We start from the raw sequence: 20,571 nt of genomic DNA on the forward strand, positions 1-20,571 counted from the left end.
CGCATGTGCGGTCGTTATGCCCAGTCCAGGAACGTGCAGCAGCTCCGGCTCGACTTCGGCCTCCCGGAGGAGTCCCTGCCCGGCGAGGACGTGGACACCCGCGCCTGGCCGCCGCTGGAGGAGCTGGAGCCGGACTACAACATCTCGCCCGGCCGCCCGGTGTACGCCGTCCTCGGCCCGCCCCCGCAGGGCGGGGAGGAGGCCGCGCCCGGGCCGCGCTCCCTGCACACCCTGCGCTGGGGGCTGATCCCCTCCTGGGCCAAGGACCGCAACATCGGCTACCGGATGATCAACGCGCGCAGCGAGACCGTGGCCGACAAGCCCGCGTTCCGCACGGCGTTCCGGCGCCGCCGCTGCCTGCTGCCCGCCGACGCCTACTACGAGTGGCAGCTCGTCGGCAGGGACGGCACGGTCCAGGCCAGCACCTCGCCCGCCACCGACCCCGACCACAAGAAGCGCAAGGCCAAGGCGGACAAGAAGCCCTACTCCGTCCACTACCCCGGCGGCGGCGAGCCGCTGGCGATGGCCGGGATCTTCGAGCGCTGGCGCGACCCCGAGGCCCCCGAGGAGGACCCGGCGGGCTGGGTGTGGAGCTGCGCCGTCATCACCACCGAGGCCGCCCCCGCGCTCGCGCACATCCACGAGCGGATGCCCGTCATCGTGCCCCGGCAGGACTGGGAGGCGTGGCTGGACCCGGCCACCGGGCCCGACGAGCTGATGCACATCATGGCCGACACCCCGGCGGACCGGCTCGTCGCGGACGAGGTGTCCACCGACGTCAACACCATCAAGAACAACCGCCCCGACCTGCTCACGCCGCTGGCGGCCGGGTCGGGGCCGGAGCCGGACACCCTCTTCTGACCCCGGGGCCCGCCTCCGGGTCCCCCTGCACCCCTGGACGGGACCGGGGTGTCCCTGTGTACAGTGTCCGGGGCCGCCCGTGAACGCGGGCGCGCCCGGGTACGGCCCGACCGTGCCCCACAACGGGATAACGCAACGCGGGAGCTCGCGCCATGGCGGGCTGAGAGGGCGGCTCAACGGTGTCGCCGACCGCAGAACCTGTTCGGGTAATTCCGACGTAGGGAGGCATGCCATGACGGCTTCGCAGAGCCGTGACACCGGTCCCACCACCGGGGAGCACCGGGTGACCACCGGTCCCATCATGGGATCATCCAAGGTCTACCGGGACATCGAGACCCCCGAGGGCTTCACCCTCCGGATCCCCGGGCGCCGGGTGGGACTCACCGACGGCGGCCATTTCGACCTGTACGACACCTCCGGCCCCTACACCGACGACACCGCGCACATCGACGTCCGCGCCGGGCTGCCCGCCCTGCGCGGGGAGTGGATCCGCTCCCGCACCCCCGTCAACGGGGCCGACACCCAGCTCGCCCACGCCAAGGCCGGGACCATCACCCTCGAGATGAGGTTCGTGGCCGAACGCGAGGGCCTGGACCCCGAGTTCGTCCGTTCCGAGGTGGCGGTGGGCCGGGCGGTCATTCCCGCCAACCGCCGCCACCCCGAGTCCGAGCCGATGATCATCGGCAAGAACTTCCTGGTCAAGATCAACGCCAACATCGGCAACTCGGCCGTCACCTCCTCGGTGGAGGAGGAGGTCGAGAAGATGGTGTGGGCCACCCGCTGGGGCGCCGACACGATCATGGACCTGTCCACCGGCAAGCGCATCCACGAGACCCGCGAGCGCATCCTGCGCAACTCGCCCGTGCCGGTCGGCACCGTCCCCATCTACCAGGCGCTGGAGAAGGTCGACGGGGACCCGGCCCGGCTGTCCTGGGAGGTCTACCGCGACACGGTGATCGAGCAGTGCGAGCAGGGCGTGGACTACATGACCGTGCACGCGGGCGTCCTGCTGCGGTACGTGCCGCTCACCGCCCGCCGGGTCACCGGCATCGTCTCGCGCGGCGGCTCCATCATGGCCGCCTGGTGCCTGGCCCACCACCGGGAGAGCTTCCTGTACACCCACTTCGAGGAGCTGTGCGAGATCCTCCGGGAGTACGACGTCACGTTCTCGCTCGGCGACGGGCTGCGGCCCGGCTCCATCGCCGACGCCAACGACGAGGCCCAGTTCGCGGAGCTGCGCACGCTGGGCGAGCTCACCCACATCGCCCGCGCCCACGACGTGCAGGTGATGATCGAGGGCCCCGGGCACGTGCCCATGCACAGGATCGCGGAGAACGTGCGCCTGGAGGAGGAGCTGTGCGGCGAGGCGCCGTTCTACACCCTCGGCCCCCTGACCACCGACATCGCACCGGGCTACGACCACATCACCTCGGCGATCGGCGCCGCCCAGATCGGGTGGTACGGCACCGCGATGCTCTGCTACGTCACCCCCAAGGAGCACCTGGGGCTGCCGGACCGCGACGACGTCAAGACCGGCGTCATCACCTACAAGCTCGCCGCCCACGCCGCCGACCTGGCCAAGGGGCATCCGCGGGCGCAGGAGTGGGACGACGAGCTGTCCAGGGCGCGGTTCGAGTTCCGGTGGAAGGACCAGTTCCACCTGTCGCTGGACCCGGAGACGGCGACGGCGTACCACGACGAGACGCTGCCCGCCGAGCCGGCCAAGACCGCGCACTTCTGCTCCATGTGCGGGCCCAAGTTCTGCTCGATGAAGATCACGCAGGACGTGCGCCGCTACGCGGCGGAGAACGGGCTGGACACGGTCGAGGCCATCCAGCGGGGGATGGCCGACAAGTCCGCCGAGTTCGGGGAGCAGGGCGGGCGGGTGTACCTGCCCATCACCGAACGGTCCGGGTGACCCCGGGGCCCTGACGGCCCGGACGCGCACCGGGCGTCCCTGAACGGGCCGGCGGCGGTACCGCCGGCCCGTTTCCGGCCCAGCACGGCCGTGCCGTCGGCGGCCCTCGAGGGCCGGAGCCTTAGGTGCTGCGTCCAGGTCCTCGCCGATCACCGGCCCCGGCGGACGGCCCACGCCGCGCTTTCCCGTGGACGCCTCCGCCCGGCCTCTTCCCTTGGGCGCCTCCTCCGGGCCCCCGGAACCCCCATGGCACAGGGGGTGTTCGGAGGGCGGGCGCCAGGGCGTGTTCGGCGGATCGTTCCGGGTCGCGGCCGTGGGGCCGCCTCTCACCGCGCCGCCCGCGCTCGGACGGGCCGACCTGCGCCGGCCGCCCTGCGAGAGAACGCCCCGCGGCCGCTCCCGGCATTCGGCGCGAGCGCCGGAACGCTCGAGGGCATCCGCCGAACACGATCTAGAGGGGCTTGCGGGCCGCGGCGACGAGGTGGACGCCGACGTAGTCGTCGGACTCGGTGGCGCGCAGCTCCATCTCGACCAGCCGGTTCATCGAACGCGGGTCGCGGGCGAGCATCATCTCCACCGTGGACGCCGACAGCACCGTGCGGGGCTTGATCCACTCCAGTTCCAGGCCCGCCTCGGTGAGGGTGTCGGTGAGCTGCTCGGCGGTGAAGCAGCGGGTGATGGACCCGTCGGGCCAGGGCACCAGCAGGACGTCGGCGCTGGGCGCGTGGCTCAGCTCGGGCCAGCAGTCCTGCTCGGCGAGCAGGGCCATGCCCAGCACCACCGAGTCGACGCACAGCAGGACCCGGCCGCCGGGCCGCAGCACCCGGGCGATCTCGGCCACCGACTCCTCGGTGGCCAGCTGCCGGGACAGCACCCGGTTGTCGGCGATCACCCCGTCGAAGCTCTCGGCGGCCAGGAAGCGCGGGAACGCCGCGTCCCCCACGATCTGGCGCAGCCGCCCGCGGCGGGCCGGGCGGGGCACCGCGGCGCGTCCGTTGACCAGGCGCAGCGGCCTGCGCACCGCCGAGTCCGCGGAGGGCAGCAGGGCGACCACGTCGTGTCCCGCGGCGACGGCGCGCGGAGTCCCCTGGTAGTCCGGGCTGGACAGGTCCAGCAGCCGGGAGGGGACCTCCGGGAGCCAGCGGGCGATCTGCGCCTCGGCGACGGCCCAGTAGAACCGCCAGTAGTCGGAGAGCCGGTCGGGGGTGGCGAACTGGGCCGCCGGTGACCGGGGGCGGTCGGAGGCCGGAGTCGAGGACGGTCGCACGTGCACTCCTCTCCCATCCTTCAAAGGGTCTTACCCGCACTCTGCCATGCCTCACCTCCCCGGACGCGTCCGATCGGCGAAGTTCCGCGAGGAGGGGACCTTCGGCCCGTGTCCGGACCGGAATCAGCGGGCGGCGGCCGTTGTTGTGACCGAACACCGCGACCGGGGAGGGCCCCGGTCCCACCGCCACCAGGGATTTTCCGAGGAGGACCGCCAGACCATGCCGATCGCCGGTGCGTGCCTCGAACGCGAGGAGGCGTTGTCCACGCCACGTGGTGCCGATGCGCGGCCCCGTGCCGGGGAACCGTATCTTGGAGGTACGGATTTCCCAGCCGGGACCAGTGCGAGGAGGCCGACGGGCTTGGATCAGGGCCAGGAGACAGCCGAGGAGCGGGAAGAGCGCTTCGAGAGGGATGTGCTTCCCTTTCTCGACCAGCTCTACTCCGCGGCGCTGCGCATGACCCGCAACCCCGCCGACGCGGAGGATCTCGTACAGGAGACCTTCGCCAAGGCGTTCGGTTCGTTCCACCAGTTCAAGGAGGGGACGAATCTCAAGGCGTGGCTGTACCGCATCCTCACCAACACCTTCATCAACTCCTACCGCAAGAAGCAGCGCGAGCCGAAGCAGGCCGGCACCGAGGACGTCGAGGACTGGCAGCTGGCGCAGGCCGCCTCGCACACGGCGGCTGGCCTGAAGTCCGCCGAGGCCGAGGCCCTGGAGCACCTCCCCGACAGCGACGTCAAGCGGGCGCTGCAGGAGCTGCCCGAGGACTTCCGGATCGCGGTCTACCTCGCCGACGTCGAGGGCTTCGCCTACAAGGAGGTGGCCGAGATCATGGGGACGCCGATCGGAACGGTCATGTCCAGGCTGCACCGGGGGCGCCGCCAGCTCCGGTCCCTCCTGGAGGAGTACGCGGTCGACCGCGGCTTCCTCCCCGCGGTGCGCGCCACGGCCGGCGCCGCCGCCTCTGGATCGTCCGCGGGCGGGCGGGGTCAGGACGGGTCGGATCGAGGAGATCGGCGATGAGCGGCCAGGGTCGTCACGGGGACACCCCGTGCAGCGAGGTGCTCGACAAGCTCTACACGTACATCGACGGGGAGCTGGAAGAGAACAACTGCGAGCAGATCAGGCGGCACCTGGACGGGTGCGAGCCCTGCCTGGAGGAGTACGGGCTCGACGAGGCGGTGAAGAAGCTCGTCGCCAAGCACTGCGGGTGCGACCCGGTCCCGCTGGACCTGCGGGACAAGGTCCTGGGCCGGCTCGCCCGGGCCCGGGACGAGCAGGCGGCCCGCGAGGCGGCGGGGCCCGGAACGTTCGCCTGAGCCGCGCACGGACGCGGTTCCCGCACGGACCCGGTTCTTTTTTCGGAAGTCCGGAACACCCCTGGGCGGAAGCTGGAATGCCAGCTTCCGCCTTTTTGGTGTCTTGCGGGTTTTCTGGGGTCTTGTCATATGATGCGGCCTTGATGGGGTTTTGCGCTATTTCTTGGGAATGGGTGTTCGGATTCCCCTATGGTGTGGGGGTTTTTGGTCATCGGACTTTCCGGGTGACGCCTTCGTCCTCTCCTGCGACACGCCCGACCCCCTTCGGCCGACCCGGCCTGTGATCGACTCGGAATGATTTTTCCTGCGAGTGCGGGGAGTGGCCACGGGTGATCACTTTGTGTAGTCGGAGCTGATGGCCTTGCGGGGGGCTGCCAGGCAAGTGGGCTCGGGTTCCGGTCTTCCGCGATCACGCCGCCGAGGGCGATGGTCACTCAGGGTAGTCGCCCGTGATTGCTAATTGAATTAGTAATTCCATACTCCGGAACTTCGCATCCCCTTCGGAGTCCGTGGCGCCGATGGTTCGGGTTGTGGGGAATCCGGGTGCCTTCGGGGCCCGTTAAACTGGACGCCATATCCAACGAATGGGGTAATTTACGCGGCGTGCCCGGGGAAAGGCGGCATGCCGTTCAGGGGAGAGGGGACGACGATGTTCATGGCTCTGCTTCACACCGCCGCCGCGGCGATCTTGGCCGCTTCCTCCTTCACGGGATGGTCCTGGTGGTAGAACAGAACCGGTGAAACCATGACAGTCCGGTCGTCGCTGGTGGGAGGTGAACGAGGGTGCGGGCTCTTCCCGGGGGCGCGCGTGTCTACATCGGGATCATCGTTGTCAGTGCTGTCGCCATCCTGCTCATCGGGCCCTATTCGGGCATAGATCTGCAGACGCTCATCATGGTGGCGCTGCTGTTCGTGGTCGCCGAGTCGATCAGTACGAGTGTCGGGTCGGGCGGCAAGGCGGGGATGTCGCCGAGCTCGGCGGTCTCGCTGGCCGCGGTCGTCCTCGTCGGTCCCGTCGGGGCGGCGCTGGTCGGTTTCGCCTCATGCTTCGCGGTCCGGAGGCTGGCCGCGGTCAAACGCGCCTTCAACGGAGCGCAGTTCGCACTGGCGGCGTTCGCGGCCGGACATGTCTACCTGCTGTGCGGCGGCGTGGTGGGAGGACTCGGCGAGGCGGACTTCCCGGCCGTGGTCCTCCCCTACGTCGCCGCGGTCCTGACGCACTCCGCCGTCAACTCGCTGCTGGTCGGGGTCCTGTTCTGGACGCTCGGCCAGGCGCGCCCGCGCGGGCGCGGCCGCTTCAACTGGCGGCCCCTGGTGGCGGTCGAGCTGTCCTCGATGGGCTACCAGATGCTCGGCCTGGCCATCGCGGCGGTCTGGGACGGCGTGGGGATCGTCGCACCGCTGCTGGTCCTGCTGCCGCTGTTCATCGCCCGCTGGGCGTTCGCGCAGCAGGCCGACGAGGCCAGGGCGCACGAGGCCACCCTGGCCACGCTCTGCCAGGCGGTGGAGACCAAGGACTACTACACGCGCGGCCACTGCATGCGCGTCGCCGAGGGCTCGGCCATGATCGCCCGCGAGCTGGGGATGTCGGCCGAACGGGTGCAGAAGATCCGCTACGCGGGGATGCTCCACGACATCGGCAAGCTCGGCGTGCCCACGAAGGTGCTGCAGAAGACCGGCAAGCTCACCGACGAGGAGTACGCCGCCATCAAGCTGCACCCCACCCGCGGCTACGAGATCGTCCGGGAGATCGGCTTCCTGGACGAGGCGCTGGCCGGGATCCGGCACCACCACGAGCGCCTCGACGGCCGCGGCTACCCGATGGGGCTGGTGGGGATGGAGATCCCCGAGTCCGCCCGCATCATCAGCGTCGCCGACGTCTTCGACTGCCTCACCTCCACGCGCTCCTACCGCAAGGCGTGGTCGGTGGAGGACGCCATCGTCGAACTGCGCGCCTGCGCGGGCACCCAGTTCGACCCGCGCATGGTGGAGGCCCTGGTCCGAGCGGTGGAGCGCGAGGGCTGGGAGACGCCCGACATCGCCGAGCCGCCGGGCGGCTGCTACGGCTCGGCCGCGGCGGAGGCCGCCTCCGCGGAGGACGGGGCGGCCGGCGGGACCGGACCGGGCACCGCGCCCGCCGCCGTGCCCGCCGAGCAGGGGACGGCGCCCGTCGAGGGCGCGGCCCCCACGACGGCGCTGCCCACGGGCACCGCGACGGGCGGTCGGGACCGGTGATGACACAACGGCAGACGGAGGGGCCGCCCCCCGGGCGGCCGACGGGCCCCGAGGGCGGCGCGCTCGGCCACCGGCCCCGGAGCGGGCCGGTCTGGAGGACCTCCCGCCCGGTGCGCGCCCTGCTGGTGGCGGTGGTGGGCTCGGTCTCGCTGGTCTCCCTGGTGTGGACCTCGGCCACCGGGTTCGTCGAACCCTATGTGGCCCTGTGCTTCTGCCTGGTCATCGCCGTCGGCGAACTGGTGAGGATCACCCTGCCCGGACACCGGGAGGTCGCGCCGATCGCCTCGGCGGGGGCGGTCGGGTACGCCTTCCTGCTGAACCTGGGGCAGGGGCCCTCGGACCACTCGCCCCTCCAGGTGGTGGCGGTGGTCGCCTGCGGTGTGGCGGTGGGCGAGCTGCCGCACGTCGCGGTGGGCCGCACCCCGCGGGTGGAGGACGTCGCCCGCCGGGTGCTCTCCGCCGGGCTGCTGGCCGTCGGCTTCCGGCCCATCGCCGAGCACCTGGGGCTGTCGGGGCCCTCGGTGGCGGCGACGCTGCTCATGTTCACCCTGGTACTGACCGTGTGGACGGTGGACGCCCTGCTGGCCGCGGTGCTGCGCGCCGAGCGGCTGCGCACCCGGCTGCGGGTCGCGGCGGGCGACGAGATGCGCGCCCAGTTCGCCTCGGGCATGGCCACCGGCTCCAGCGGTGTGCTCATCGCGCTGTCCTGCACCGTCACCGGCCTGGCCGGGCTGCTGGTGTTCAGCGCCCCGCTGCTGGTGGCCCAGGTGGCCTTCCGCAGGCACGCCGAAGTGCGCCGCACCTACCTGGAGACCGTGCGCGCGCTGTCGCGGGTGACCGAGGTCGGCGGGTACGTGGAGAACGGGCACTCGCGCCGGGTCAGCCACCTGTCGCACCTGGTCGGCTGCGAGCTGGGCCTGGCCGAGGCCGAGCTGCTGGAACTGGAGTACGCGGCGCTGATGCACGACATCGGCCAGCTGTCGCTGCGCGAGCCCATCGCGGGCGGGGCGACCGTGCTGGCCTCGCCCCGGGAGCAGCGGCGCATCGCCGAACTGGGCGCGGGGATCATCCGGGAGACCGGGGTGCTGGACTCCGTCGCCGAGGTGGTGCGCCGCCAGTGCGAGCCGGTCGCCGGGGACGACGACGAGGGCGTGCCGCCGCTGGGCAGCCGGATCATCAAGGTCGCCAACGCCTTCGACGACCTGGTGGGCGAGAACGGCGACGCCGAGCGCCGGGAGGCGGTGCTGGACCGGTTGCGCATGGACGCGGGCACCGAGTACGACCCGCGGGTGGTGGAGGCGCTGGCCACCGTCCTGGACCGCGGGTAGCCGCGCGGTGCGGGACCCGGGCGCGGTCCGGGTCCCGCACGCCGCGCCCGTACGGAGGGGGCGCGGGGAGGCGCCGCGCAGGGGGAGAGGGGCCGTCGGCCGGGGGGCTCAGTCGGTCGGGGGGCGCAGGCGCGTGACGAACTTGTAGCGGTCGCCCCGGTACAGCGAGCGCACCCACTCCACCGGGTGCCCGTCCCGGTCGAAGCTGTGCTGGCAGTGCAGCACCAGCGGCAGGCCCACGTCCACACCGAGCAGCCGGGCCTCGTTGGGGGTCGCCAGCACGGTCTCGATGGACGCCTCCGCCTCGGCCAGCGAGACGTCGTAGGCGCTCGCCAGCGCCTCGTACAGCGAGGCGTAGCGGTCCAGCTGCCGGCGCAGGCCGGGGAAGCGCCGGGCCGCCAGGTGGGCGGTCTCCACGGCCATCGGCTCGCCGTTGGCCAGCCGGAGCCGCTCGATGCGCAGCACCCGGCCGCCGGAGCGGATCGCCAGCAGCTCGGCGAGCTGGTCGTCGGCGTTGATGTAGCTCACGTCGAGGATGCGGGTGGCCGGGTGCAGGCCGTGCGAGCGCATCTCCTGGGTGTAGCTGGTCAGCTGGAGCACCTGGGCGACCTTGGGCTTGGCCACGAACGTGCCCTTTCCCTGGATGCGCAGCAGCCGCCCCTCCACGACCATCTCGGTGAGGGCCTGGCGCACCGTGGTGCGCGAGGTCCCGAACTGGGTGGCCAGGGCCCGCTCCGGGGGCACCGGGTTGCCCGCCGGCATCGCCTCGATCAGTTCCAGGAGCTGCTTCTTCACCTGGTAGTACTTCGGCACCCGGGGGTTGCCGTCCAGTGTGCCCTGACCGGTCATCACTCTCCTCGTGCGTTCGGCCGCGCCCGAATTGGTGTGGACCACTGGTCGAGCGCGTACCTCTTGAGTATGCACTCCTCCATGGGATGATTTGTGAGTGCCTCACCTCAGTGATCTCATCAGGCGACACACGTCGCTCAAGCAGGCCGATCTCGAATGGATCCACTCCCTCGTCTCCGATTGGCAGCTGCTGGCCGACCTCTCCTTCGCAGACCTGGTGCTGTGGGTGCGGTTGCGCGAGGACGACGGCTGGGTGGCCATCGCGCAGATGCGCCCCACCACCGGCCCCACCGCGTTCCAGGACGATCTGGTGGAGACCGTCCTCTACGACGATATGACGGACGTCACATCGCGTACCGCGCCCCGGGTGGTGGGCCGCAGGGCCCTCATCGACCGCGCCTGGAGCGAGGGCCGTATCTGCCGCGACGGCGACCCGGACTGGTCGGGCGGGGTCCCGGTGCGCGAGGAGACCATTCCGGTGCGGCGGGAGGGCAACCTCATCGCCGTCATCCAGCGCAGCACCAACCTCAGCTCCGCCCGCACCCCCAGCCGCCTGGAGCTCACCTACCTCCAGAGCGCCGGCGACCTGGCGCAGATGATCGCCGAGGGCGTGTTCCCCTTCATCGACCAGGGCCCGCTCATGGTGCGCTCGCCGCGTGTCGGGGACGGCCTGCTGCGCCTGGACCAGAACGGCGAGGTCGTCTACGCCAGCCCCAACGCCCTGTCGGCCTACCGGCGGCTGGGGCTCACCGCCGACCTGGTGGGCGCGCGCCTGGACCGCATCACCCTGGAGCTGGCGGCGCCGGGGGAGGCCCGCGACGAGAACCTCACCTACACGGCGGGCGGCCGGGCGCCCCAGGAGGCGGAGGTGGAGGCGCGCGGGGTCACCGTGCAGCTGCGCGCGATCCCGCTCATCATCGACCGGGTGCGCATCGGCGCCCTGGTGATGGTCCGCGACGTCACCGACCTGCGCCGCCGCGAGCGCGAGCTGATGACCAAGGACGCCACCATCCGCGAGATCCACCACCGGGTCAAGAACAACCTCCAGACGGTGGCGGCCCTGCTGCGGCTCCAGGCGCGGCGGCTGGACGTGCCCGAGGCGCGGGCGGCCCTGGACGAGGCGGTGGGCCGGGTCGGCTCCATCGCGATCGTGCACGAGATGCTGTCGCACACCCCCGACGAGGTCGTGGACTTCGACGACATCGCCGACCGGGTCATCCAGATGGCGGCGGAGGTCTCCTCCACGTCGGCCGGCAGCACCGTGGTGCCGCGCCGGGTGGGAGGGTTCGGCCTGCTCAACGCGCTGGTGGCGACGCCGCTGTCGATGGTGCTGGCGGAGCTGGTGCAGAACGCCGTGGAACACGGGCTGGGCCAGGGGCCCGGGTCGATCGAGGTGCGGGTGCGCCGGTTCGAGGGCGGGCCGGGGTACACGGGTGCGGGAAGCCTGGAACTGGCCGTGTCCGACGACGGCGGGGGGCTGCCGGAGGACTTCGACCTGGAGGGCACCACGAGCCTGGGGCTGCAGATCGTGCGGACCCTCATCGTGGGGGAGCTCGGGGGGACCCTGGCCATCAGGCCCAAGGAGGGCGGCGGGACCGAGGTGGCGATCACCCTGCCGCTGGACCGGGAGGAGGCGTCACTGCCCTGACCGGCGGGAGCCGTGCCGGGCGGAGGCCGGAAAGGGGCGCGGGCGTCCCCGCTGCGCCGGGCGGGGACCGGGTCCGCTTCCGGCCGTTGGCCGGGGGGCGGTGCGGGCGCCGGGGATCAGCCGCGTACCATCGAACGGTGGGAGATGCCCCGCCGCTTCTTGATCAGGCGGCGCTCGTCCTCGCTGGTCCCTCCCCAGACACCGCCGTCCTGGCCGCTCTCCAGAGCCCAGTTCAGGCAGGCGGAGCTGACGGGACAGCGGTGGCACACGGCCTTGGCCTCTTCGATCTGCATCAGGGCCGGGCCGAAATTGCCGATGGGGAAGAAGAGTTCGGGGTCTTCGTCACGGCAGGCTGCGTCATGGCGCCAGTCCATGCGGTCCACTCCTCATGTCGAGGTCCGGGGGCTTGTGAAGATTTTCACGAACACTGCACGGCGGGCGCCCGATGGATGGGTCCCATCGGTGGAGTCCGGCCCCGGGTTCACCCCGCGGCCACGTGGGAAGCGCCCCAATTAACTCGCCCGTAACTCGCGGCGATATGTCGAGCGTGGCAGGCCCGTCCCCGGCGTGCAAGAGCTCTCGGGGTCAAAGGTCCCGTAAGGGCATGTCGCATGCGTCACAGTGCCGTTGAATGGCGACGGAGCCGACAATTAACAGACGATTCGTAATGCCTTCGGTACGGAATGGAAGTTGACCTCTTCCCGCTCTCCGAGGTACTCGCCGTCGATTTGGAACGCCCGCGGATGGGATGACGTGATCCGCAGAGACTCCTGATCGTGCCAGGTCAGATAGCCGTCGCCGCGGGCGGCGAGCCCTTTGGGGAAGAACATCTGCGAAAGGATCCACCCCGTGAGCGGGTGCCCGGCCTGGGTGAGCGCGAATGCGTCCAGCCCCAGCTCGAAACGGGAGGAGGGCGTGGGCTGGAGCGGCAGCGCACCCGCGTAAGTCCACGGAGTGGTGTTCGTGACGAGGGCGAAATAGACGTCCTTCGCCCCGCCGTCGCCGGTCTGTACCGCCAGTGAGGGATCGCGGATATCGCCGCCGAAGAACAGCTTGACCGCGACCTCCGCGTACAGCGCCGGGGTAGCCTTGCGCCCGTTCGACCTCTCGTGCTCCACCCGCTGGACCACGTCCGCGTCCCAGCCGAACCCGGCGCAGAAGGTGAAGTAGCGGTCGTCCCGGTCGCTGGTGATCCGCCCCAGGTTGATCTCGCGCTCCCGGCCCGCCCGCAGCGCCTCCAGGATCGTCCCCGTGGCCTCCACGGGGTCGCCGGACACCCCCAGCGCGCGGATGAAGACGTTGGCGCTGCCGCCGGGGATGACCGCGTAGCGCGGCCGTTTCAGCTCCGGGGGAGTGGCCAGCAGGCCGTTGACGACCTCGTTGACGGTGCCGTCCCCGCCCAGGCTCAGCACCAGTTCGTACCCGGCCCCGGCCGCGCCGCGGGCCAGCTCGACCGCGTGGTCGCGGTACTCGGTCTCGGCGACGGTGACGTCCAGCTCCGACGCCAGGGCGCCCAGGATCACCTCGCGGGTCCGCGACGTGGTCGTGGTCGCCTGGGGGTTCACGATGAAAAGGGCGCGCACACGGCCAGTGTAGGGCCATACGGGGCGCATCCCGCGGTCCGGGAGCGCCGCGCCCGCCGGACGCGCCCCGGGCCGCGGGAGGGCGGGGCGGGAGCGGGTCCGGCCGGGACGGGGATAACCTCGAGGGGTGTCTTCCGAGGTCTCTTCCCGCCCGTTCACCGTCGTCGTCGCAGCAGCGCTGGAGGCGCTCGTCGGGCTGGCCGCCGGCATCGGCGGGCTCTACAGCATGTTCACCGCGGTCACCGGCCGCACCGGCGAGCTGGACAGCGCCCTGCCGCTCACCGTCATCGGGCTGGGGGTGGCGGCGCTGCTGGTCTTCATCGCCCAGGGCCTGTGGCGGCTCAAGGACTGGGCGCGCACGCCGGTCTTCGTCACGCAGCTCTTCCTCGGCGTGGTGGCGTACTACATGTTCACCAGCGGCCAGTACCTGATCGGCGGCGTGCTGGCGGCCGTGGCGGTGGCCGCCTCGGCGGCGGTGCTCTCGCCTCCGACGACCGCGGCCCTCTTCCCCGGCGAATGGGGCGAGAAGAAGGATCGGTGAGCCGCGGCCGTCGGCGCGCGTCAGTCGTCGGTGGTCAGTGCCTGCCGCAGCTGGGCCAGGGTGCGGGCCAGCAGGCGCGATACGTGCATCTGCGAGATGCCGAGCTCCTGGGCGATCTGCGACTGGGTCATGTTCCCGAAGAACCGCAGCAGCAGGATGCGCTTCTCCCGGGGAGGCAGCTGCTCCAGGAGTGGCTTGAGCGACTCCCGGTACTCCACGCCCTCGAGGGACTCGTCCACGATCCCGAGCGAGTCGGCCACCGCGGGCGCGTCCTCGTCGCCGCTGTCCGGCGCGTCCAGCGACACCGTCGAGTAGGCGTTGGCGGACTCCAGGCCCTCCAGCACCTCCTCCTCGGTCATCTGCAGGTGCGCCGCCAGCTCGGCGACCGTCGGCGAGCGCCCCTCGCGCTGCGACAGGTCGCTGACCGCCTTGGTCAGTGAGAGCTTCAGCTCCTGGAGGCGCCGGGGGACCCGGACGGCCCACCCCTTGTCCCGGAAGTGGCGCTTGATCTCACCGACGATGGTCGGCGTGGCGTAGGTGGAGAACTCCACCCCCCGCTCCAGGTCGAACCGGTCGATCGACTTGATCAGCCCGATCGTGGCGACCTGGGTGAGGTCGTCCAGCCATTCCCCCCTGTTGCGGAACCGGCGGGCCAGGTACTCCACCAGTGGCAGGTGGAGCTCCACGAGCTCGTCACGGATCCTGCGCCGTTCCTCCGAATCGGCGTCGAGTTCGTTGAGGCGTTCGAACAGCGCTCTCGCGCGCGCCCGGTCGGGCACCGCGTGCTCGGTCTTCGCGGTCAGAGCGGGCCCCCTTTCGCTCACGCCGGCTCCAAGGTGCCACGGCGTTTGTACAGGACGATGGAGACACGGTCGTCGGGGCCGACCTCGGCGTCGACCTCCCCGGCCAGGGCGGACAGCACCGTCCAGGCGAAGGTGTCGCGCGCGGGGAGCCGGCCGTCGGCGGTGATCACCGAGACGGAGATGCGCATCCCGTCCGCGGCGAGCTCGAACTCTGTGGTCAGTTCCGTGCCGGGCAGCGCCTGGGAGAGGAGCATGGCGCAGGCCTCGTCGACACCGATCCTCAGGTCCTCGATCTCGTCGAGGGTGAAGTCGAGCCGGGCGGCCAGGCCCGCCGTCGCCGTGCGCAGGACGGACAGGTATGCGCTGTCCGCGGGCATGTTGACGGTGACAGCGTCGCGTACACCGGTGGCGTCGGCCATGGGCACAGCGGTTTCTTCGGTCACGTCCCTCCTTCGGGGGGCGAGGTTGCCGCTTGAATGCAATGTATCTCGTTTCACCCTGCCACTGACGCAGGGAGAACGGACCGTGTCCGCGTGATCGGGTCGAACGCGAGACGATCGGTCGTGATCAGGGGCTCTGGGAGCCCAGAGAGGCTAGGGCTTCGCCGTCCAGGCGGCGGACCGTCCACTCGCTCATGGGACGCGACCCGAGCGCCTCGTAGAAGCGGATGGACGGCTCGTTCCAGTCGAGCACGGACCACTCCAGACGGGTGTAGCCGCGCTCCACGCAGGTGCGCGCCAGGGTGCGCAGCAGCGCCAGCCCGTGCCCGCCGCCGCGCGCGTGCGGGCGCACGTAGAGGTCCTCCAGGTAGATCCCGTGCCTGCCGGTCCAGGTGGAGTAGTTGAGGAACCACACCGAGAAGCCGACGGTGACGGGGGCCCCGTCCGGCCCGGGCGCCTCGGCGATGTGCGAGAACACCTTGGGGTCGGGGCCGAAGAGCGCCGTGCGCAGGTCGTCCTCGGTGGCGACCGCCGCGTCCGGCTCCTTCTCGTACTCGGCCAGTTCCCGGATCATCGCGACGATCTCCGGAACGTCGTCGGGCACGGCGGTACGGATCATCGGATCACCTCGGTAGCGGAAGGGGACAGGGCCTCCTCCAGCCTACGCGCACACCGGCGGGCGTCAGGGGCGGTGGGCGACCATCCGCTCGACCGTCCCGAAGAACAGCCGGTCGTGGTGGCCGACCCGGAAGCCCGCCTCGGCGGCCACCTCGCGCGGTGCCCGCCGGGGGTTCTCGCGGCGGCGCTCCCACAGCCGCGCGGGGAAGCGCGTGTGGCCGATCCGCTCCGCTGCCAGCAGCCGCCCGCCCGGCACCAGGACCCGGTACATCTCCCGCAGCGCCTCCTCCTGGCCGTCGATGGCGCTCAGGGCGAGCGTGCACACCACGGTCTCGAAGCTCTCGTCGGAGAAGTCCAGCGAGCGGGCGTCCCCCTCGGCGAAGCGGGCGACCAGCCCCAGCTCCTCGGCGCGCTTGCGGGCCGCGGCCAGCGCCGCCGAGTCCGGGTCGATCGCGGTCAGGCGCACCTGGGGCGGGTAGTACCGCAGGTTGGCGCCGTCGCCCACACCGACCTCCAGGGTGCGCTCGCGCGCCCCCGCGCACAGGATCTCCCGGGTGCGCCGCAGGGCGGGGCCCTCCCAGGGCACCCCGCGCTCCGTCCACGGCCGCCGTACGCTCATGTCCTCGCCCGCTGTGCTCACCACCCCGACTCTGTGTCCCCCGGGGCCCCGGGTCAAGGGGCGGCGGCGCGTTTCTCCGGGAGAGGGCGCAAAAAAGGGGGCGGCCCGCCCCCGGGGAGGGAGCGGGCCGCCCGGAGCGCGGCTCAGAGCACCTTGGACAGGAAGGCCCGGGTGCGCTCGTGCTGCGGGTTCCCCAGCACCTCGGCGGGGGCGCCGGCCTCCACGACCACGCCGTCGTCCATGAACACCAGGGAGTCGCCGACCTCGCGGGCGAACCCCATCTCGTGTGTGACGACCATCATGGTCATGCCGTTCTCGGCCAGGTCCCGCATCACGTCCAGGACCTCGCCGACCAGCTCCGGGTCCAGGGCGCTGGTGGGCTCGTCGAACAGCATCAGCGACGGCTCCATCGCCAGCGCGCGGGCGATCGCCACGCGCTGCTGCTGGCCGCCGGAGAGCTGGTCGGGGTAGGCGGCGGCCTTGTCGGGCAGGCCCACGCGCTCCAGCAGCTCCATGGCCTTGGCCGTGGCCTGGGCCTTGGGCACGCGCTTGACCTGCACCGGCGCCTCGATGATGTTGCCCAGCACGCTCAGGTGCGGGAACAGGTTGAAGCGCTGGAACACCATGCCGATGTCGCTGCGCTGGGCGGCGACCTCGGTCTCGCGCAGCTCGTAGAGCCTTCCGCGTTTCTGCCGGTAGCCCATCAGCTCGCCGTTGACCCACAGGCGTCCGGCGGTGAGCTTCTCCAAGTGGTTGACGCACCGCAGGAAGGTCGACTTGCCCGACCCCGAGGGGCCGATGATGCACATGACCTCGCCCCTCCGGACCTGGAGGTCGATGCCCTTGAGCACCTCCAGGCGGCCGAAGCTCTTGTGCACGTTCTCGGCGACCACGAGGGCGTCGGAGGGGAGCTCGGCCCCCTCGGCGGTCTCGATGACCGGCTCGTTCTGCTCGCTCATCAGTGCGCCCCTCCGACGATGCGGTTGCGGATGCCGCCGTACTGGCCGGGGTTGAAGCGGCGTTCGATGAAGTACTGGCCGATCATCAGGACGCTGGTGATGGCCAGGTACCACAGGCACGCCGCCACCAGCATCGGGAAGATCTGGTAGGTCCGGGCGCCGATCGCCTGGAGCTGGTAGAACAGCTCGATCGTCACCGGGACGTAGGCGAGCAGCGCGGTGTCCTTGAGCATCGCGATGGTCTCGTTGCCGGTGGGCGGGATGACCACCCGCATCGCCTGCGGCAGGGTGATGCGCCGCAGGACCTTGGCCCGGCTCATGCCCAGCGCCTGGGCGGCCTCGGTCTGGCCCTTGTCGACCGACTGCAGGCCCGCCCGGATGATCTCGGCCATGTAGGCGCCCTCGGAGAGCGACAGCGCCATCAGGCCGGCGACGTAGCCGCTCAGCAGGGTGCGGGTGTCGATCTCGAAGAAGCGGGCGTCGCCTTCGAGGCCGAGCCAGGCCATCCAGTAGTTGTCGAACGGCAGGCCCAGCTCGATGGTCTGGTAGAGGATCGCCAGGTTGCCGAAGAGCACGGCCAGGACCAGGCGGGGCACGCCCCGGAAGAACCAGGTGTAGATCCAGGAGACGGTGCTCAGCACCGGGTTCCCGGACAGCCGCATCACGGCCAGCACGATGCCCAGGGCGATGCCGATGACCATCGACAGGACGGTGGCGCTGATCGTGACCCACACGCCTCGGACGACGGGGTCCGAGAACATGTGCTCCACCATGAACGGCCAGTTGAAGGCGTCGTTCGTGAAGAGCATGTGCACGAACATCGACGCCAGGAGCAGCACGGCTCCGGCGGCGACCCACCGCTCGGGGTAGCGGACGGGGACGGCGGTGATGGGTTCGGCCGGTCGGCCCGGAGCCGGGATCTTGCTCGGCTCCGGGCCGCCCACCGGTGCGGTCGGTGAGGTCAAGGATCGGACTTTCGCTCGGTGACGGACGGGGGAGGGTTTCCCTTACTCCGCGGCGGGGTTCACCTCGGCGGACTCCAGGCCGCCGGCCTCGACGCCCCACTCGCCCAGGACCTGCTCGTAGGTGCCGTCCTCGATCATGGCGTTGAAGGCGGCGGCGATGGCGTCGGCCAGCTCGGTCTCGTCCTTGTGGGTGAGGATGCCGTAGGGGGCGGCGTCGTACTGCTCGCCGATGAACTCCAGGACGCCCTCACCGGTCTGCTCCAGGGCGTACGCCGCGGTGGGCATGTCGGCCAGGGAGGCGTCGTTGACGCCGGACACCACGGTCTCGGTGGCCAGCGGCTGGTTCTCGAACTTCTGGATGGTGATGGGGTCCTCGCCGGCGTCCACGCAGGCCTGGCTGCGGGCCTCGATGTCCTCGTCGTGGGTGGTGTCGGACTGCACCGCGATGCGCATGCCGCAGGCGTTGTCGGGGTCGACGCCCTGCGGGTTGCCCGCCTGGGCGAACCACTGGGTGCCGGAGGAGAAGTAGGACACCATGTTGACCTGCTCCATGCGCTCCGCGGTCACGGTGAAGGAGGAGGAGCCCAGGTCGTAGGTTCCGGTGTCGACGCCGATAATGATGGAGTCGAAGGTGGTGGGCTCCCACTGGGCCTCCAGGCCGAGCTTGCCCAGGGCGGCCTCCAGCAGGTCGACGTTGAAGCCCAGGACGGTCTCGCCGTCGGTGTCCAGGAACTCGCCGGGCGGGTAGGACGCCTCCACACCGATCTTCACGGAGCCGGCCTCGGCGATGTCGGCGGGGACCAGGGCGGCGAGCTCCTCGTCGACCTCCACGGCGGGCGCCTCCGGCGTCGCGGCCTCCTCCTCGGCCGGCTCGGAGCCGCCGCAAGCGCTGAGGGCGAGGACACCGGCCAGGGCGAGGGCGCCGACGGAGAAGGGCGCGGACAGGGGCTTGTGCAGGGCCATCGTGAATCTCCTTCTGGAGCACGAAGTGCCTGGTCGGAGTCGGGTTCGCGGCCCCTCCACCCGAACCAAAGCGACATACGGTGCGATATGTGGCAAATGTGGATACGTCGGTGCCGTCCCATCGTGCCGACCCTGCGATTTTCCTGCGGTCACCGTTGTGAGAGGATTGCGTAACGGGTCATCCCCGTAGTGAGGCGTACGCGCAGAACTCGCATAGGAGTCAGGCGAAGCACGACCTCTCCGGCGACACCACCGGTCATGGCCGACCGGCGCCGGAGGGGGCTCCCCTAGCACGGCACACCGGCTTCGCGCGCGGTACGCACCGACACCATTCGCCCCGTCATGGCCGACGCGGGCGGCAGTAAGACCTTGAAGGGTTTTCGATGACCAGCGATTCTTCTTCGCGTACCCGGAATCCGAACCTGGACGACGACCCCGCGTTCGCCCTGCACCGCGGCGGCAAGCTCCAGATCACCTCCACCGTCGACGTGCACGACCACGAGGGCCTGTCCCTCGCCTACACCCCGGGCGTCGCCCGCGTCTGCAACGGCATCGCCGACTCCCCCGAGCTGGTGGAGGACTACACCTGGCGGAGCAACCTGGTCGCCGTGGTCACCGACGGCACCGCGGTCCTGGGCCTGGGCGACATCGGCCCCGAGGCGTCCCTGCCCGTCATGGAGGGCAAGTCGCTGCTGTTCAAGCAGTTCGGCGGCGTCGACTCCGTCCCCATCGCGCTGGCCTGCACCGGTGTCGACGAGATCGTCGAGACCGTCGTGCGGATGGCCCCGTCCTTCGGCGGGATCAATCTGGAGGACATCTCCGCCCCCCGCTGCTTCGAGATCGAGAAGCGGCTGCGCGAGCGGCTGGACATCCCCGTCTTCCACGACGACCAGCACGGCACCGCGATCGTCACCGTCGCCGCCCTGCACAACGCCGCCCGCCTGACCGGGCGCACCCTGGGCGACCTGCGCGCGGTGGTCTCGGGCGCGGGCGCGGCCGGGGTCGCCGTCACCAAGATGCTCGTCGACGGCGGCATCGGCGACATCGCCGTGGCCGACTCCAAGGGCATGATCTACGACGGGCGGGAGGGCCTGACCCCCGTCAAGCAGGAGCTGGCCGCGATCAGCAACAAGGCCGACCTGCGCGGCTCCATCGAGAGCGCCCTGGCCGGCGCGGACGTGTTCATCGGCCTGTCCGCCGGCGAGGTCCCCGAGGCCGTCGTCGCGACCATGGCCCAGGACGCGATCGTGTTCGCGATGGCCAACCCCAACCCGGAGATCCACCCGGACGTCGCCCGCAAGTACGCCGCGGTGGTCGCCACCGGGCGCAGCGACTTCCCCAACCAGATCAACAACGTCCTGGCCTTCCCGGGCGTGTTCAAGGGCGCCTTCGAGGCCCGCGCCACCGACATCACCGAGAACATGAAGCTGGCCGCCGCCACGGCTCTGGCCGGACTCGTCGGTGACGACCTGTCGGCGGACTACATCATCCCGAGTCCCTTCGACGAGCGGGTGGGCGCGGCGGTCTCGGCCGCCGTCGCCGCCCAGGCCCGCGAGGACGGCGTCGCCCGCCGCTGACCGGACACGGGAAGGGCCCGGAAGGCGCGCCCCCGCGGCGCCCCTCCGGGCCCTTCCCCTTTTGCTCGGTCCGT

The 20,571-nt window shown here is 71.1% G+C and carries 20 protein-coding genes and 1 riboswitch; of the genes, 9 read left to right on the forward strand and 11 right to left on the reverse strand.

Features of this window, described 5'->3' with window-relative positions; all coding sequences use genetic code 11:
• The first annotated feature begins 3 nt into the window (after positions 1–3).
• On the forward strand, positions 4–861 hold the full coding sequence (locus ABZ249_RS03970; protein ID WP_355256891.1) for an SOS response-associated peptidase: 858 nt from the start codon (positions 4–6) through the stop codon (positions 859–861).
• 127 nt (positions 862–988) lie between these two features.
• A riboswitch (TPP riboswitch) is annotated at positions 989–1,100 on the forward strand.
• Positions 1,094–2,779 (forward strand): phosphomethylpyrimidine synthase ThiC, encoded by a 1,686-nt coding sequence (gene thiC, locus ABZ249_RS03975; RefSeq protein WP_355256894.1) that lies wholly within the window; start codon positions 1,094–1,096, stop codon positions 2,777–2,779. (Overlaps the previous riboswitch by 7 nt.)
• A gap of 451 nt (positions 2,780–3,230) precedes the next feature.
• Here the strand turns inward: thiC and ABZ249_RS03980 are convergent, their stop codons facing one another.
• Positions 3,231–4,052 (reverse strand): methyltransferase domain-containing protein, encoded by an 822-nt coding sequence (locus ABZ249_RS03980; RefSeq protein ID WP_355256897.1) that lies wholly within the window; start codon positions 4,050–4,052, stop codon positions 3,231–3,233.
• 355 nt (positions 4,053–4,407) lie between these two features.
• Here ABZ249_RS03980 and ABZ249_RS03985 point away from each other — a divergent pair, with 355 nt between their 5' ends.
• The 4 genes from ABZ249_RS03985 (at position 4,408) to ABZ249_RS04000 (ending at position 8,932) form a co-directional block, all read left to right on the forward strand.
• Positions 4,408–5,073, forward strand: a complete 666-nt coding sequence (locus tag ABZ249_RS03985) for a sigma-70 family RNA polymerase sigma factor (RefSeq protein ID WP_220565116.1) — start codon at positions 4,408–4,410, stop codon at positions 5,071–5,073.
• Entirely contained in the window at positions 5,070–5,369 is a 300-nt protein-coding gene (gene rsrA / locus ABZ249_RS03990; RefSeq protein ID WP_220565117.1) for a mycothiol system anti-sigma-R factor, read from the forward strand. The genes ABZ249_RS03985 and rsrA overlap by 4 nt, the downstream gene beginning before the upstream one ends.
• Before the next feature lie 849 nt (positions 5,370–6,218).
• Positions 6,219–7,604 (forward strand): HD-GYP domain-containing protein, encoded by a 1,386-nt coding sequence (locus ABZ249_RS03995; RefSeq protein ID WP_355257114.1) that lies wholly within the window; start codon positions 6,219–6,221, stop codon positions 7,602–7,604.
• Positions 7,604–8,932, forward strand: a complete 1,329-nt coding sequence (locus ABZ249_RS04000) for an HD domain-containing phosphohydrolase (RefSeq protein WP_355256901.1) — start codon at positions 7,604–7,606, stop codon at positions 8,930–8,932. The genes ABZ249_RS03995 and ABZ249_RS04000 overlap by 1 nt, the downstream gene beginning before the upstream one ends.
• A 108-nt stretch (positions 8,933–9,040) precedes the next feature.
• On the opposite strand, the gene ABZ249_RS04005 is transcribed toward ABZ249_RS04000, so the two are convergent.
• Entirely contained in the window at positions 9,041–9,781 is a 741-nt protein-coding gene (locus ABZ249_RS04005) for a GntR family transcriptional regulator (RefSeq protein WP_073378335.1), read from the reverse strand.
• A 97-nt stretch (positions 9,782–9,878) separates the two neighbouring features.
• Between ABZ249_RS04005 and ABZ249_RS04010 the strand changes: the two genes are divergently transcribed.
• The gene (locus ABZ249_RS04010) at positions 9,879–11,429 is read left to right on the forward strand and encodes a histidine kinase N-terminal domain-containing protein (protein WP_355256905.1); all 1,551 of its coding nucleotides are present in this window, start codon (positions 9,879–9,881) and stop codon (positions 11,427–11,429) included.
• Positions 11,430–11,545: 116 nt separating this feature from the next.
• Here ABZ249_RS04010 and ABZ249_RS04015 read toward each other — a convergent pair whose 3' ends face one another.
• Positions 11,546–11,803 (reverse strand): WhiB family transcriptional regulator, encoded by a 258-nt coding sequence (locus tag ABZ249_RS04015; RefSeq protein ID WP_220565121.1) that lies wholly within the window; start codon positions 11,801–11,803, stop codon positions 11,546–11,548.
• Between the two features lie 276 nt (positions 11,804–12,079).
• A complete protein-coding gene (locus ABZ249_RS04020; RefSeq protein ID WP_355256908.1) occupies positions 12,080–13,012 on the reverse strand; it encodes a diacylglycerol kinase family protein in 933 nt (310 codons plus the stop codon).
• Positions 13,013–13,139: 127 nt separating this feature from the next.
• On the opposite strand from ABZ249_RS04020, the gene ABZ249_RS04025 reads away from it, so the two are divergent.
• A complete protein-coding gene (locus ABZ249_RS04025) occupies positions 13,140–13,553 on the forward strand; it encodes a hypothetical protein (protein WP_220565125.1) in 414 nt (137 codons plus the stop codon).
• Between the two features lie 20 nt (positions 13,554–13,573).
• Here the strand turns inward: ABZ249_RS04025 and ABZ249_RS04030 are convergent, their stop codons facing one another.
• The 7 genes from ABZ249_RS04030 to ABZ249_RS04060 all read right to left on the reverse strand — a co-directional run bounded on the left by ABZ249_RS04030 (position 13,574) and on the right by ABZ249_RS04060 (position 18,920).
• Positions 13,574–14,332 carry an RNA polymerase sigma factor SigF gene (locus ABZ249_RS04030; RefSeq protein ID WP_073378881.1) on the reverse strand — a complete coding sequence of 253 codons (759 nt, stop codon included), beginning with the start codon at positions 14,330–14,332 and terminating at the stop codon, positions 13,574–13,576.
• Positions 14,333–14,373: 41 nt separating this feature from the next.
• Positions 14,374–14,799: an anti-sigma factor gene (locus tag ABZ249_RS04035; RefSeq protein WP_073378345.1), complete on the reverse strand. Its 426-nt coding sequence runs from the start codon at positions 14,797–14,799 to the stop codon at positions 14,374–14,376.
• Between the two features lie 124 nt (positions 14,800–14,923).
• Complete coding sequence (locus tag ABZ249_RS04040) at positions 14,924–15,415, reverse strand: GNAT family N-acetyltransferase (protein WP_355256912.1); 492 nt, start codon at positions 15,413–15,415, stop codon at positions 14,924–14,926.
• Between the two features lie 63 nt (positions 15,416–15,478).
• Positions 15,479–16,033 (reverse strand): class I SAM-dependent methyltransferase, encoded by a 555-nt coding sequence (locus tag ABZ249_RS04045; protein ID WP_355257117.1) that lies wholly within the window; start codon positions 16,031–16,033, stop codon positions 15,479–15,481.
• A gap of 143 nt (positions 16,034–16,176) precedes the next feature.
• Positions 16,177–16,992 (reverse strand): amino acid ABC transporter ATP-binding protein, encoded by an 816-nt coding sequence (locus tag ABZ249_RS04050; protein ID WP_255647080.1) that lies wholly within the window; start codon positions 16,990–16,992, stop codon positions 16,177–16,179.
• Positions 16,992–17,957 (reverse strand): amino acid ABC transporter permease, encoded by a 966-nt coding sequence (locus ABZ249_RS04055; RefSeq protein ID WP_355256916.1) that lies wholly within the window; start codon positions 17,955–17,957, stop codon positions 16,992–16,994. The genes ABZ249_RS04050 and ABZ249_RS04055 overlap by 1 nt, the downstream gene beginning before the upstream one ends.
• Before the next feature lie 42 nt (positions 17,958–17,999).
• A complete protein-coding gene (locus ABZ249_RS04060) occupies positions 18,000–18,920 on the reverse strand; it encodes an ABC transporter substrate-binding protein (RefSeq protein WP_355256919.1) in 921 nt (306 codons plus the stop codon).
• A 383-nt stretch (positions 18,921–19,303) separates the two neighbouring features.
• Here ABZ249_RS04060 and ABZ249_RS04065 point away from each other — a divergent pair, with 383 nt between their 5' ends.
• Entirely contained in the window at positions 19,304–20,497 is a 1,194-nt protein-coding gene (locus ABZ249_RS04065; RefSeq protein WP_355256922.1) for an NADP-dependent malic enzyme, read from the forward strand.
• Positions 20,498–20,571: the final 74 nt, after the last annotated feature.

Origin of the sequence: Nocardiopsis sp. NPDC006139 (assembly GCF_040614155.1) — a bacterium.
Classification (GTDB): Bacteria; Actinomycetota; Actinomycetes; order Streptosporangiales; family Streptosporangiaceae; genus Nocardiopsis; species Nocardiopsis changdeensis.